The sequence below is a fragment of the Saccharothrix sp. DSM 118769 genome, from assembly GCF_052936295.1.
This window is the reverse complement of record NZ_CP193627.1, coordinates 6997263-7010982: the sequence shown is the minus strand read 5'-3', so window position 1 is coordinate 7010982 and position 13720 is coordinate 6997263. Positions and strand designations below refer to the sequence as shown.

The window sequence follows — 13720 nt, the reverse complement described above, 5'->3', positions numbered from 1 at the left end:
TCAGTAGACGGCGATGTCGACCAGGCCGGCCAGCGCTCCACCGAGCAGCGGACCGGCGACGGGGATCCAGGCGTAGCCCCAGTCCGATCCGCCCTTCCCGGGGATCGGCAGGACGGCGTGCGCGACGCGGGGGCCGAGGTCGCGCGCGGGGTTGATGGCGTAGCCGGTGGGGCCGCCCAGCGACATGCCGATGCCGACGACCAGCAGCGCGACGATCAGCGCGCCCGTGCCGGAGGTCTCCAGGCCCTTGGTCTGGCCGGTCGCGAGGATGACGAACACCAGCACGAACGTGGCGATCACCTCGGTGGCGAGGTTCTGCACGGGGTTGCGGATCTCGGGGCCGGTGGCGAACACGCCGAGCACGTCGCCGTTGCCCTCGCGGAACTGGCCGTAGTAGGCGAGCCAGCACAGCACCGCGCCGGTGAACGCGCCGAGGAACTGCGCGGCGAGGTAGACCGGGGCGGTGGACCAGTCGCCGTTGTGGATGGCGAGGCCGACGGTGACGGCCGGGTTGAGGTGCGCGCCGGACAGCGGGGCCACCGCGTAGGCGCCGGCGAGGACGGCGAAGCCCCAGCCGAACGTGACCACCACCCAGCCCGCGCCGTTCGACTTGGACCTGGCCAGCACGACGCCCGCCACCACGCCGTTGCCGAGCAGCAACAGCAGGGCGGTGCCCAGGAACTCCCCGATGAAGATCGACTGGTTGGTCATCCGCGCACCCTCTCCGGCTCCGATGCCGTTCTGAACGCCGTTCGACAATGTCGTACGGTTCGAGCGCATCCTGTGCCCGGCCCCACGAGATGTCAACCCTCCCGGGCTCTTACCAGGGGATGGCGCCGAGTTCGCGCGAGATGGACCGCGCGGCCTCGCGGACGTAGGACACCAGCTCGGTGCGCGGTCGCTTGTCGCCGTCGCACAACCGCTCGACCGGCCCGGAGATCCCGACCGCGCCGACCGTCACCGCCCGCCGGTCCCGGATCGGGGCCGCGAGCGACACCTCGCCCTCGACCAGCTCCTCCACGTCCGCCGCCCAGCCGCGTTCCCTGACCTGCTCCAACGCCTCACCCAGCGCGTCCGGGTCGGTGATCGTGCCGGCGGTGTAGCCCTTCAGCGGCTCGTCGTCGGACCGGCCGACCGGGTCGTCGGCGAGCAGCACCTTGCCCAGCGCGCACGCGTGGGCCGGCAGCAGCGCGCCGACCTCCATCACCTGGCGGGAGTTATCCGGGCGGAACACGTGGTGCACCACCAGCACCTGGTTGTCGTGCAGCGTGCCGATGCGCACCGACTCCATGCTGCGCGCGGCCAGCGAGTCCGACCAGTTGAGCGCCCTGGTGCGCAGCTCGTTGCCGTCGAGGTAGCTGCTGCCGATGTGGAACAGCGCCGGGCCGAGCTGGTACTTGCCGGTGTCGGGCGACTGCTCGACGAACCCGACCAGCTGCAACGTCCGCAGGATGCCGTGCACGGTCGGCTTGGGCAGCTCCAGGGCCCGCGCGAGTTCCGCGACCCCCATCCGGCGCGCGCCGCTGGCCAGCAGCCGCAACACCGCGGCTGCCCGCTCGATGGACTGGATCGGACCGGGCACGACCCAACCCTACCCCGTGGCCGTTCGACCATGTCGAACTGTGCGGAAGTCGAACCGGGCGGCGGTCGGCCCGCTCGTCCGGGCGGTCACGGGTCCGGCGACGCCGTCGGCGGGACCGACCTCAGCCCTGCGTGCGGTAGACGCCCAGCGCGGCCGGCCGGGAGCGGAACTCGAAGCTGGAACCCGTGGGGCCGACCTCGCCGTCCGTCGCGATGGCCACCGAGCCGCGCAGCACGGTCACGTCGAGCCAGCGCGTCTCCTGGTGCCGGTACGTGCGGCTGCGGTGCAGCGAGCCGAGGAGCGCGCCGGCGAAGAAGCGGGTGCGCGACCAGCGGCGGTCGGCGCGGATGTAGCGCACGTCCATCAGGCCGGCGTCCAGCGCGGGCCGCATCGTCGGGGCGAAGCCCTTCGGCCGGTACGGGCCGTTGCCGACGAACAGCATCCAGATCAGGTGCCGCTCGCCGTTGATCTCCACCGGCAGGGGCCGCGACGTGCGCAGGACCCGGAACATGGCGATCGCGGCGGCCGGCCACTTGCCCCACCGGCCCTGCAGCTGCTCGCGCAGCCGCACCATGTCGGGGTAGCCGCCGAGGCTCGCGGTGTTGACGAACCAGCGCGGGCCCGCGCCGTCCACCGACACGGCCGCCAGGTCCACCAGCACGCCCGTGCCGTCCGCGACCGCCCGCGCCGTGTCGTCCAGGCCCGCCACGCCGACGTCGCGCGCGAAGTGGTTCAGCGTGCCCGCCGGGACCAGCACCAGCGGCAGCCGGTTGGCCGCGGCCAGGGCGGCGACGGCGGCCACCGAGCCGTCGCCGCCCGCCACGCCCAGGGCGCGCGGCGCGTGGTCGGCGATCACCGTGCCCAGGTCCTCGATGCCCACGACGGTCGCCTTCGGCCACTCCGCGACGACGGCCTCGGTCGGGTCCACCCCGCCGAGCCCCGCGCCCACGCCCGCGCCCGGGTTCACCACCACGACCAGGCCCTCGCCGTCGACCAGCGGGTCCAGGGCGGCGTTCTCGCGGGCCGTGGCGGCGTCCGCCCGGTGCCGGGGCCACCAGCGCTGCGTGAGCAGGGCCGCCCCCGCGCCGATCGCGGCCCCCGCGGCCACGTCCGAGGGCCAGTGCACGCCCGTGTGCACCCGCGAGTACGCCACCGCCGCGGCCAGCGGGGCGACCGCCACCGCCAGCCCCGGCGACTCCATCGCCAGGGCCGTGGTGAACGCCGCCGCCGACGCGGCGTGACCGGACGGGAACGACGACGACGTGGGCCGCCTGGCCAGCCGCCGGTCCTCGCGCACCAGCTCCGCGGCGGGTCGGCGGCGCGGGAACAGGCGCTTGGCCACCAGGCTCGCGCTGAAGCTCGCCCCGGCGATCGAGGCCACCCCGCGCAGGGCCCCGCGCCTGGTCACGCCCTTGCGGGCGGCCAGCGCGCCGGCCAGCACGAGCCACAGCGCACTGTGGTTCGCGGCCCTCGACAGGCGTTTGAGACCACCGTCGGCGGGGGTGGCGCGCAGTGCGCCGGATCGCCTCATGAGGGCCTGGTCCAGGCTGTTCACTCGTCGGAGCACACGGGAACGTTATCGGCGAAAACGACGCGACGCCCGATTGGATCACTGAGGAAAGCGCCGAATGCGCCTACTGTTGAGGGATGCAGCGGCGGATCTTCGGCATTGAGACTGAGTTCGGGGTGACCTGCACCTTCCACGGGCAGCGCAGGCTGTCCCCGGATGAGGTCGCGCGTTATCTGTTCCGCCGGGTCGTCTCGTGGGGACGCTCGTCGAACGTCTTCCTGCGCAACGGCTCACGGCTCTACCTGGACGTCGGGTCGCACCCCGAGTACGCGACCGCGGAGTGCGACGACCTCGCGCAGCTCGTCACGCACGACAAGGCGGGCGAGCGCATCCTCGAGGACCTGCTCGTCGACGCCGAGCGCAGGCTCGCCGACGAGGGCATCGGCGGCGACATCTTCCTGTTCAAGAACAACACCGACTCCGCGGGCAACTCCTACGGTTGCCACGAGAACTACCTGGTCGCGCGGGCGGGGGAGTTCTCCCGCATCGCCGACGTCCTGCTGCCGTTCCTGGTGACCAGGCAGCTCATCTGCGGCGCGGGCAAGGTGCTCCAGACGCCGCGCGGAGCGGTCTACTGCCTGTCGCAGCGGGCCGAGCACATCTGGGAGGGCGTGTCCAGCGCCACCACCCGGTCGCGGCCCATCATCAACACCCGCGACGAGCCGCACGCCGACGCCGAGCGCTACCGCAGGCTCCACGTCATCGTCGGCGACTCGAACATGTCCGAGGTCACGACCCTGCTCAAGGTGGGCAGCGCCAACCTCGTGCTGGAGATGATCGAGCAGGGCGTGCAGTTCCGCGACTTCAGCCTCGACAACCCGATCCGGGCGATCCGCGAGATCAGCCACGACCTGACCGGCCGCCGCACCGTCCGCCTGGCGGGCGGCAAGGAGGCGTCCGCGCTGGACATCCAGCGCGAGTACTTCGAGCGCGCCGTCGAGCACGTGGCCAAGCGCGCCCCCGACCCGATGGCCGAGCGCGTCCTGGAGCTGTGGGGCCGCACGCTGGACGCGATCGAGGCCGAGGACCTGTCCAAGATCGACCGGGAGATCGACTGGGCCATCAAGTACCGGCTCATGCAGCGGTACCAGGCCAAGCACGACATGGACCTGTCCAACCCCCGGATCGCCCAGCTCGACCTCGCCTACCACGACATCCGCCGCGGTCGCGGCATCTTCGACCTGCTCCAGCGCAAGGGCCAGGTCGACCGGGTGACCGACGACGGCGAGATCGAGGCCGCCAAGGACACCCCGCCGCAGACGACGCGGGCCAAGCTGCGCGGTGACTTCATCGCCGCCGCGCAGGCCGCGGGCCGCGACTTCACCGTCGACTGGGTGCACCTCAAGCTCAACGACCAGGCGCAGCGCACCGTGCTGTGCAAGGACCCGTTCCGCGCCGTGGACGAGCGCGTGGAGCGGCTGATCTCGTCCCTCTAGCGGTGTCCCGGCGGGGGAGGGTCTTCGCGGGCCCTCCCCTCGCCGTGGGCGCTCCGGCGTGGCGGGCTGATGAGCGGCGTAATAGCGAGTTGAAGGCCCAAGTTGGGTGCACAACTTGCGAGGTAAGAAGCTTGGTCGGGTGCGCCCCGGAACGGCTTTGAACGGTGTGGAGCGGCGCGTTTGCGCTGGCCCGGGGCTCGGAGTCCGGGTGAATGGTCCATTCACCCGGACCCGCGACGGGGATGGGCGTCACGGGGCACGCCGGCGGGGTTAGGGTTCTCAGGTGGCCATCGCACGTGCCGAACGGCTCGTCAACCTGGTGCTGTGCCTGCTCTCGACCCGCCAGTACCTCACCGCCGAGCGCATCCGCGCCATCGTCCCCGGCTATGCCGACGCACCCACGGACGAGGCGTTCTTCCGCATGTTCGAACGCGACAAGACCGAACTGCGGGACCTCGGCGTGCCCCTGGAGACCGGCCGCAGCACGGGCTTCGACTCCGTCGACGGGTACCGCATCGCCCGTCGCGACTACGAGCTCGGCGACATCGACCTGGAACCGGACGAGGCCGCCGCCGTGGCGCTGGCCGCCCGGCTGTGGGACTCGCCGCAGTTCACCGGCGCCGCCCACGGCGCCCTGATCAAGCTCCGCGCGGCCGGCGTCGACGTCGACCAGGACGTGCACGTCCCGGTCGAGCCGAAGGTGCGCACCAGCGAACCCGCGTTCCCGCCGCTGCTCACCGCCGTGCAGGAGGGGCGGGTCGTGGAGTTCGACTACCGCCGCCCCGCGCCGGTCGAGGTCCGCACCCGCACGGTCGAGCCGTGGGGCGTGGTCGCCTGGCGGGGCCGCTGGTACCTCGTCGGCCACGACCGCGACCGGGGCGCGCCCCGCTGCTTCCGGCTGTCCCGGATCGTCGGCGACGTCCGCGCGCTGGGCAAGCCCGGCGCCGTGCAGCGGCCCGACGAGATCGACCTGCTGTCGTTCGTCGCCCGCAACAACCGGCCCGCCACCGACCAGCCCGCCACCGCCACGCTCTGGGTCGCCCGGGGCGGCGCGCAGGGCCTGCGCCGCCGGGGCCGCGTCGTCGGCAGCCGGGAGTTCGACGGCGAGCCCGGCGACCTGCTGGAGGTCAACCTGCGCTTCCCCGACTCGGCCGCCACCTGGATCGCCGGGTTCGGCGCGGACGTGGTGGTCCTCGAACCCGAGGTGCTGGCCAAGACCGTCCGGGAGAAGCTCGTCGGCGCGCTGCGCGGCGCGGGGGTGCGCGCGTGAGCGGCTCCACCGACCGGCTGCCCCGGCTGCTGGCCCTCGTGCCCTACCTGCTGGCCCGGCCCGGCATCCCCATCGACGAGGTCGCCGAGGACTTCGAGGTCACGCCCAAGCAGATCCGCAAGGACCTCGAACTGCTGTGGATGTGCGGTCTGCCCGGCTACGGCCCCGGCGACCTGATCGACCTGTCCTTCGAGGGCGAGACGGTCACCGTCACGTTCGACGCGGGCATGAGCCGGCCGCTGCGCCTGACCGCCGCCGAGGCCACGTCGCTGCTGGTGGCGCTGCGCGCGCTGGCCGAGACGCCCGGCGTCGCGGACAAGGCGGCCGTGCAGCGGGCCGTGGCCAAGATCGAGGCCGCGGTGGGCCAGGCGCAGCCGGCGGGCGTCGCCGTCGGCCTCGCCGTGCGGGAGCACCCGGAGACGGCGCGCGTGCGCGACGCGGTGTCCGACGGCGTGCGCCGCGGCCGTGCCCTGCACCTGCGCTACTACACCCCGTCGCGCGACGAGATCACCGAGCGCCGGGTGGACCCGATGCGCCTGCTGCTGGTGGAGGGCCGGAGCTACCTCGAAGCGTGGTGCCACAAGGCCGACGGCGTGCGGCTGTTCCGGCTCGACCGGATCGACGCCGTGGACGTGCTGGACGAGCCCGCGAGCCCGCCGCCGCACGCCACGCCCACCGACACGTCCGAGGGGTTGTTCCAGCCCGACCCGTCGCAGCGGACGGCCGTGCTGGTGCTCGAACCGGACGCCCGGTGGGTGGCCGAGTACTACCCGACCGACGGCCTGGTGGAGCTGGGCGACGGCCGGGCACGGGTGCTGATGCGCTACGCCGACCCCGCCTGGATGGTGCGGCTGCTGCTCGGCCTGGGCGGCGAGGTGCACGTCGAGCAGCCGTCCGACCTGGTGGCGGAGGTCGCCCGGCAGGCGGAGGCGGCGTTGCGCCGGGCGGATCACCTCCCGGCAACCTAGGACCTATACGGTGGTGTCGTGCCGTACTTGCCGACCCTGCTGCTGATCGCGCTCGGGGTGGTCGTCCTCGTCGTGGTCGGCGTCCGAGTCATCGGATCGTTGCGCCGCTTCCGCGCGGCAAGCAGTCTGGTGGGTGACAGGGTCGGCGACGGCGTCGGTCTGCTGCGGGCGCGCTTCGCCGCGCTCGGGGTGGCCGTAGCCGCACGGCGTCCGGACCGGGCCCGGCAGGGCGAGCCCCGCGTACCATCGGTGGACCGGGGGAGACAGGAGGATCACCGTGGGTAACCTCGGAGCTACTGAGCTGATCATCATCGCCGTGGTGATCATCTTGCTGTTCGGTGCGAAGAAGCTGCCCGACATGGCGCGCTCGCTCGGCCGTTCGGCCAAGATCCTGAAGGCCGAGACCAAGGGCCTGCGCGACGACGACGACCAGCAGAAGCAGGACGTGCCGCCGCCGGTCGCCGCCCCGCAGCAGCTGCCGCCCGCGCAGCCGGTGGTCCAGCAGCCCGTGGTCCAGCAGCCCGTGGTCCAGCAGCCGCAGGTGGTCCAGCCGCCGGTGCAGCAGCCGCAGGTCGCGCCGCCCATCGAGCAGACCTCGCAGAACAAGCAGAACTAGCCGCGAGCAACACCGACTAGCCGAAGGACGGTCCGCACGGTGGGGGCAAGTCCGGTCCGGTGGTGGTCCCAGCGCCGGGAGCGCCGCAAGCTGCACAGCCGTCGGGGCAACCCCGACGGCACCATGTCGTTGAAGGACCACCTGTACGACCTGCGGCACCGCCTCGGGCTGGGGCTGCTGTTCATCGCGGTCGGCGCGATCTTCGGCTTCTTCTGGTGGGGCTGGCACCTCTTCGGCTGGCACAGCCTCGGCGAGATCGTCACCGCGCCGTACTGCGCCATCCCGGCCGCGGACCGGTTCAGCCAGGACGGCAAGTGCCAGCTGCTCCAGACCAAGCCGTTCGAAGCCTTCATGATCCAGCTGAAGGTCGGCGCGGCGGCGGGCATGGCGCTCACCGCGCCGCTGTGGCTCTACCAGGTGTGGCGGTTCATCGCGCCGGGCCTGTACGCCAAGGAGCGGCGCTTCGCCCTCACCTTCGTCGGCGTCGCCTCGGTGCTGTTCGCCGCCGGCGCGGCGCTGGCGTTCTACGTGGTCCCGCAGGGCCTGTCGGTGCTGGTCGGGTTCGGCGACAACCAGTTCCTCACGGCGCTGTCCGGCGGCGAGTACATCGACTTCGTGCTGACGCTGCTGCTGATCTTCGGCGTGAGCTTCGAGCTGCCGCTGGTCGTGATCATGCTCAACCAGGTCGGCATCCTCACCTACGAGAAGCTGAGCAAGTGGCGGCGCGGCATCGTGTTCGCCCTGTTCATCTTCGCCGCCGTCGCGACCCCGGGCACCGACCCGATCTCGATGGTGGCCCTGGCCATCGCCCTGGCGATCCTGTTCGAGCTGGCCATCCAGGTCGCCCGGGTCCACGACAGGCGCGCCGAGCGCAAGCGCAAGGCGGAGGGCCTGGACGAGCTGGCCGACGACGAGGCCGCGCCGTTCGACTACGCGCCGTCCTCGATCGAGGACCCCGAGCCCGCGCCGGTGGCCACCCCGGAACGCGACCGGGTCCGGTACGACGACGCGACCTGATCCGTACGCTTGCCGACCATGACGACGTCGACGCGTGCGGCCCTGCTGGTGTGCCCCGCCTCGGGCGGGGGGCGGGCCGCGCGCGTGGCGGGCACCGTCGCCGAACGGCTGCGCGCCGCCGTCGACCACCTCGACCTGCACGTGGCCGGCTCGGCGGCGGGCACGGCCGAGGCGGCGCGGCGGGCGGTGGCCGACGGGGTGGACGTGCTCGTCGTGCTCGGCGGTGACGGTGGCGCTCACCTGGGCGTGCAGGCGTGCGCCGGGACGGCGACCGCGCTGGCCGTGGTGCCCGCGGGCACCGGGAACGACCTGGCCAGCGCGCTCGGCACCACCTCGGTGGACGACGTGGTGGCCGCGCTGCGCGCGGGTTCCCGCAGGTCGATGGACCTGGGGCGGGTGCGCGGCGGGCCGTGGTTCGCGACCGTGCTGTGCGCCGGGTTCGACTCGGCGGTCAACGAGCGGGCGAACGCGATGCGCCGGCCCTCCGGCCCCCGCCGCTACGACCTGGCGATCCTGGCCGAGCTGGCCGCGCTGCGCCCCGAGCACCTGGTCGTGGAGACCGAGGACACCGTCGTGGAGCTGGACGCCCTGCTGGTCGCGGTCGGCAACACCACGAGCTACGGCGGCGGCATCCCGGTGTGCCCGGACGCCTCGACCGCCGACGGCCTGTTCGACCTGACCGTGGTGGCCGCCGCGCCGCGCCGCGCGCTGCTGCGGATGCTGCCCACGCTGCGCACCGGGCGGCACGTCGAGCACCCGGCGGTGCGCACGCTCCGGGCCCGGTCGGTGCGGCTGACCGGACCGTCGTGGGTCGCTTACGCCGATGGCGAACGCGTCCGCGAGGTGCCGCTGGACGTGGAGTGCGTGCCGGGGGCCCTGACCGCCGTGTGCTGACCGGCCGTGTGCCGGCTGACCGTGTGCCGGCCGGGCGGGTGCCGGCTGACCGTGTGCCGGCCGGGCGGGTGCTGGCCAGCCGTGTGCCGGCCGGGCGCGTGCCGACCGCCGGTGGCCGCGGCCCCGCGGTCAGCGGTGCCGGCTGAGCACGTCCCGCTCGCGCCAGGCCGTCGGCGGCACGGCGGTGCCGCGCTCCAGCAGCCACTCGGCGACCGACAACACCCCCTTGGCCGTGTCCGCCGGGGTCGCGCACTCCGCCTCGACCGTCTCGATCTCGTGCCTGCCGCAGTCGCGGACGGAGTCGCAGCGCACCGAGACCTCACCCGTGACCTGCCACGGCGGCGGTGCCCGGAGCACCCGGTCGTGCGGGTCCCGCGGTACCAGCAGGCGCACCTCGAAGGTCACCTCGTCGGTGCGCACGACGCCCGACATGCCCGCGTAGGGCGCGCCCGGCAGGTGGTCGAACGCGAGCGTGCCGGGTCTGCCCAGGTGGGCGCCCAGCCGTTCGACCAGCGCCGATGCGCCGGTCAGGACGTCGAGGACCGCCTCGACGTCCGCCAGGTGGGGGAACACCCACCGGAGGTCGCCGTCCGCCAGAGGAATCACCGCCACGTGCCCGAGTGTGCCGCAGGATCGGTACCGGTGGTCCCTATTACTTCAGTGTCACCCGAATGCACCGCTCGGCGGGCCGCGCCGGATCTGAAGCGATTTTGTCGGTCCGATGTGACAGCCTGGAGAGGTGTCAAGCGCTCCGCGGTCCCCGGCCGACTCGTACGCGGACTTCCGCCGTCGCAGTTCCCGGCCCAAGCTGACCGACTTCCTCTCGGTGATCTCGTTCGAGCTCGACCCGTTCCAGGAGCGCGCCTGCGAGGCGCTGGAGGACGGCCACGGCGTGCTGGTGTGCGCCCCCACCGGTGCCGGCAAGACGATCGTCGGCGAGTTCGCCGTGCACCTGGCCCTCTCCGAGGGCCGCAAGTGCTTCTACACGACGCCGATCAAGGCGCTGTCGAACCAGAAGTACGCCGACCTGGTCGCCCGCTACGGCGCGAGCAAGGTCGGCCTGCTCACCGGCGACACCTCGGTCAACGGGGACGCGCCGGTCGTGGTCATGACCACCGAGGTGCTGCGCAACATGCTGTACGCGGGCTCCTCGACGCTGAACAGCCTCGCCTACGTGGTGATGGACGAGATCCACTACCTGGCCGACCGGTTCCGCGGCCCGGTGTGGGAGGAGGTCATCCTGCACCTGCCCGAGTCGGTGCGCCTGGTGGGCCTGTCGGCGACGGTCAGCAACGCCGAGGAGTTCGGCGAGTGGCTGGTCGAGGTGCGCGGTGACACGACGGTCGTGGTCGACGAGCACCGGCCGGTGCCGCTGTGGCAGCACATGATGGCCGGTGGCCGGATGCTGGACCTGTTCGCGGGCGACGGCCCGGACGGGCACAACCGGATCAACCCGCAGCTGCTGCGGCACACCGAGGACCTCCAGCGCTACCACGTGCCGTGGAGCCGGGGGCGCGGCAACAAGGAGCGGAGCGGTCGGCCGAGGTCGACGGGGTTCAAGCCGCCGTCGCGGGTGGACATCGTGCAGCGGTTGGACGGCGCGGGGCTGCTGCCGGCGATCGACTTCGTGTTCAGCCGGGCGGGCTGCGACGCGGCGGTGCAGCAGTGCGTGCGCTCCGGTCTGCGGTTGAACTCGGCCGACGAGGTGGAGCTGATCCGCGACATCATCGAGGAGAAGACGAAGGACCTGCCGCAGGGCGACCTGATGGTGCTGGGGTACTGGGAGTGGCGGGAGGCGCTGGAGCGGGGCATCGCGAGCCACCACGCGGGGCTGCTGCCGGCGTTCAAGGAGACGGTGGAGGAGCTGTTCGTCCGCGGTCTGGTGAAGGTGGTGTTCGCGACCGAGACGCTGGCGCTGGGCATCAACATGCCGGCGCGGACGGTCGTGCTGGAGAAGCTGGTCAAGTACAACGGCGAGGCGCACGTCGACCTGACGCCCGGTGAGTACACGCAGCTCACGGGCCGTGCGGGGCGGCGGGGCATCGACGTGGAGGGCCACGCGGTCGTGGTGTGGCAGCCGGGGGTGGACCCGAAGGCGGTGGCGGGCCTGGCGTCGACGCGCACGTACCCGCTGCGCTCGTCGTTCCGGCCGGGTTACAACATGGCGGTCAACCTGGTGCACCAGTTGGGCGCGGCGTCGGCGCGGGACCTGCTGGAGCAGTCGTTCGCGCAGTTCCAGGCGGACCGGTCGGTGGTGGGGTCGGCGCGGCGGATCGAGCGCAACCGGGAGGCGTTGGGCGGGTACGCGGAGGCGATGACGTGCCACCTGGGCGACTTCGCGGAGTACGCGTCGCTGCGGCGGCGGGTGGCGGACCGGGAGAAGGCGCTGGCGCGGCAGAACTCGTCGACGAAGCGGGCGGAGACGGCGGCGTCGCTGGAGCGGTTGCGCAAGGGTGACGTGATCGCGGTGCCGTCGGGGCGGCGGTCGGGGTTGGCGGTGGTGGTCGACCCGGGGTTGGAGCCGTTGGGCGAGGCGCGGCCGTTCGTGGTGACGGAGGACCGGTGGGCGGGTCGGCTGTCGTCGGCGGACTTCCCGGTGCCGGTGGAGGTGCTGGGTCGGCTGAAGCTGCCGAAGCAGGTGGACACGCGGTCGCCGAGGTCGCGGCGTGATCTGGCGTCGTCGTTGCGGAGCACGGGGATCGTGGCGCCGGCGGTGCGCAAGCGGCGTTCGAACGCGGACGACGACGCGGAGTTGGCGACGTTGCGCCGTGCGTTGCGCGCGCACCCGTGCCACGGGTGCGAGAAGCGCGAGGACCACGCCCGGTGGGGTGAGCGGTACCACCGGTTGTTGGCGGAGACGGAGCAGTTGGAGCGCAAGGTCGCGGCGACGACGCACTCGTTGGCGCGGGAGTTCGACCGCATCCGGGCGTTGCTGCGCGAGCGGGGTTACCTGCACGCGGAGGAGAGCGGGCCGGGTGAGGAGGTCACCGAGCACGGGATGCGGTTGACGCGGCTCTACAGCGAGTCGGACCTGTTGGCGGCGGAGTGCCTGCGGCACCGGGTGTGGCGGGGGTTGGAGCCGGCGGAGCTGGCGGCGGTGGTGTCGGCGCTGGTGTACGAGGCGCGTCGGGACGGGCCGATGGAGACGCGGTTGCCGCCGGGGAAGGTGTCGGACGCGTTGATGGCGACGGCGCGGTTGTGGGCGGAGTTGGAGGACGACGAGCGGCGTCACCGGTTGGACCGGACGCGTCAGCCCGATCCGGGGTTCGCGTGGCCGGTGTACCGGTGGGCGCGCGGCGAGTCGTTGGAGAAGGTGCTGTCGTCGGCGGAGGAGAACGGCAACGAGCTGGGCGCGGGTGATTTCGTGCGCTGGTGCCGGCAGGTGATCGACTTCCTGGACCAGATCCGCGACGTGGTCGGCGGTGGTGACCCGGTGGGGGCGGCTGCCCGGAAGGCGGTGGACGCGCTGCGTCGCGGGGTGGTGGCGATGGCCACCGTTTGACAAAGCTTTGCGGGGTGCGTGGGTCTCGCCTGCGCTCCTGTGGTTTGATCGCGCCCGCAAGCCTTGAACACTTTGTCCAGACCGACCGTCGGAGGCCGAGCATGACCAGTCCGTACGGACCGTCCGGAGGGAACGACCCGCAGCAGTGGGGCCAGCAGCAGCAGCCCTACGGTGGTGGGTACCCCGGCACGCCGTCGGGTGGTTTCCCCGCTCAGCAGCCCAACCCCTACGGGCAGCCGGACCCGTCGCAGCAGCAGCAGCAGCAGTGGGGGCAGCAGCCCCAGCAGCAGCCGTACACGCAGCAGTTCCCGGGTGGGTACGACCCGAACCCGCAGTCCAACCCGTACGGCCAGCCGCAGCAGGGGCAGCCGGGTCAGCCCGGGTACGGGCAGCCGGGGCAGCCCGGTCAGCCGGGTCAGTACGGCCAGCCGGACCAGTACGGTCAGCCCGGTCAGTACGGGCAGCCCGGGTACGGGCAGCCGGGTTACGGGCAGCCGGGTCAGTACGGTCAGCAGCCGCCGAAGAAGTCGAACGGCGCGGTGCTGTGGGTCGTGGTGGCGCTGGTCGTGCTGGTGGTGGCGGCCGTGGGCATCACCGGGTTCGTGACGCCGGGCTTCTTCAAGAAGAAGGTGTTCGACAACGCGTCGGTGCAGTCGGGTGTGGTGCGCATCCTCAAGGACGACTACAAGATCTCCGACGTGGAGAGCGCGACCTGCCCGGCGGACCGCGAGGTCAAGCCGAACACGACCTTCGAGTGCACGGTGAAGGTCGGCGGCAAGGACAAGACGGTGAAGATCACGGTGAAGACCGACGACGGTGAGTACGAGGTGGGTCAGCCCGCCGGCTGAGCCTCGTCGTGACGCTT

General features: G+C 72.6%; 13 protein-coding genes. 9 read left to right on the top strand and 4 right to left on the bottom strand.

Features of this window, described 5'->3' with window-relative positions; translation table 11 throughout:
• The 3 genes from ACRAKJ_RS29035 to ACRAKJ_RS29025 form a co-directional block, all read right to left on the bottom strand.
• Complete coding sequence (locus ACRAKJ_RS29035; protein WP_438920563.1) at positions 1 to 711, bottom strand: MIP family channel protein; 711 nt, start codon at positions 709 to 711, stop codon at positions 1 to 3.
• A gap of 109 nt (positions 712 to 820) precedes the next feature.
• Entirely contained in the window at positions 821 to 1582 is a 762-nt protein-coding gene (locus ACRAKJ_RS29030) for an IclR family transcriptional regulator domain-containing protein (protein WP_438920564.1), read from the bottom strand.
• A 121-nt stretch (positions 1583 to 1703) separates the two neighbouring features.
• On the bottom strand, positions 1704 to 3149 hold the full coding sequence (locus ACRAKJ_RS29025; RefSeq protein ID WP_438920565.1) for a phosphatase PAP2 family protein: 1446 nt from the start codon (positions 3147 to 3149) through the stop codon (positions 1704 to 1706).
• An 80-nt stretch (positions 3150 to 3229) separates the two neighbouring features.
• Between ACRAKJ_RS29025 and pafA the strand changes: the two genes are divergently transcribed.
• The 7 genes from pafA (at position 3230) to ACRAKJ_RS28990 (ending at position 9353) form a co-directional block, all read left to right on the top strand.
• Positions 3230 to 4588, top strand: coding sequence for a Pup--protein ligase (gene pafA, locus ACRAKJ_RS29020; RefSeq protein WP_438920566.1), 1359 nt, complete (start codon positions 3230 to 3232; stop codon positions 4586 to 4588).
• Positions 4589 to 4871: 283 nt separating this feature from the next.
• Positions 4872 to 5858: a WYL domain-containing protein gene (locus ACRAKJ_RS29015; protein WP_438920567.1), complete on the top strand. Its 987-nt coding sequence runs from the start codon at positions 4872 to 4874 to the stop codon at positions 5856 to 5858.
• Positions 5855 to 6826, top strand: coding sequence for a WYL domain-containing protein (locus tag ACRAKJ_RS29010; RefSeq protein ID WP_438920568.1), 972 nt, complete (start codon positions 5855 to 5857; stop codon positions 6824 to 6826). Before ACRAKJ_RS29015 ends, ACRAKJ_RS29010 begins: the two co-directional genes overlap by 4 nt.
• A gap of 18 nt (positions 6827 to 6844) precedes the next feature.
• A complete protein-coding gene (locus tag ACRAKJ_RS29005) occupies positions 6845 to 7111 on the top strand; it encodes a bacteriophage holin (protein WP_438920569.1) in 267 nt (88 codons plus the stop codon).
• Positions 7112 to 7142: 31 nt separating this feature from the next.
• Positions 7143 to 7442, top strand: a complete 300-nt coding sequence (gene tatA / locus ACRAKJ_RS29000) for a Sec-independent protein translocase subunit TatA (protein WP_438920570.1) — start codon at positions 7143 to 7145, stop codon at positions 7440 to 7442.
• A gap of 123 nt (positions 7443 to 7565) precedes the next feature.
• Positions 7566 to 8459, top strand: a complete 894-nt coding sequence (tatC, locus tag ACRAKJ_RS28995; RefSeq protein ID WP_438920593.1) for a twin-arginine translocase subunit TatC — start codon at positions 7566 to 7568, stop codon at positions 8457 to 8459.
• Positions 8460 to 8477: 18 nt separating this feature from the next.
• Positions 8478 to 9353: a diacylglycerol kinase family protein gene (locus tag ACRAKJ_RS28990; RefSeq protein ID WP_438920571.1), complete on the top strand. Its 876-nt coding sequence runs from the start codon at positions 8478 to 8480 to the stop codon at positions 9351 to 9353.
• A 129-nt stretch (positions 9354 to 9482) separates the two neighbouring features.
• Here ACRAKJ_RS28990 and ACRAKJ_RS28985 read toward each other — a convergent pair whose 3' ends face one another.
• Entirely contained in the window at positions 9483 to 9965 is a 483-nt protein-coding gene (locus tag ACRAKJ_RS28985; RefSeq protein ID WP_438920572.1) for a hypothetical protein, read from the bottom strand.
• Between the two features lie 127 nt (positions 9966 to 10092).
• Here ACRAKJ_RS28985 and ACRAKJ_RS28980 point away from each other — a divergent pair, with 127 nt between their 5' ends.
• Together ACRAKJ_RS28980 and ACRAKJ_RS28975 are read left to right on the top strand one after the other, a co-directional pair.
• Positions 10093 to 12855, top strand: coding sequence for a DEAD/DEAH box helicase (locus tag ACRAKJ_RS28980; RefSeq protein ID WP_438920573.1), 2763 nt, complete (start codon positions 10093 to 10095; stop codon positions 12853 to 12855).
• A 101-nt stretch (positions 12856 to 12956) separates the two neighbouring features.
• Entirely contained in the window at positions 12957 to 13703 is a 747-nt protein-coding gene (locus ACRAKJ_RS28975) for a DUF4333 domain-containing protein (RefSeq protein WP_438920574.1), read from the top strand.
• The last annotated feature ends 17 nt before the right edge of the window (positions 13704 to 13720 follow it).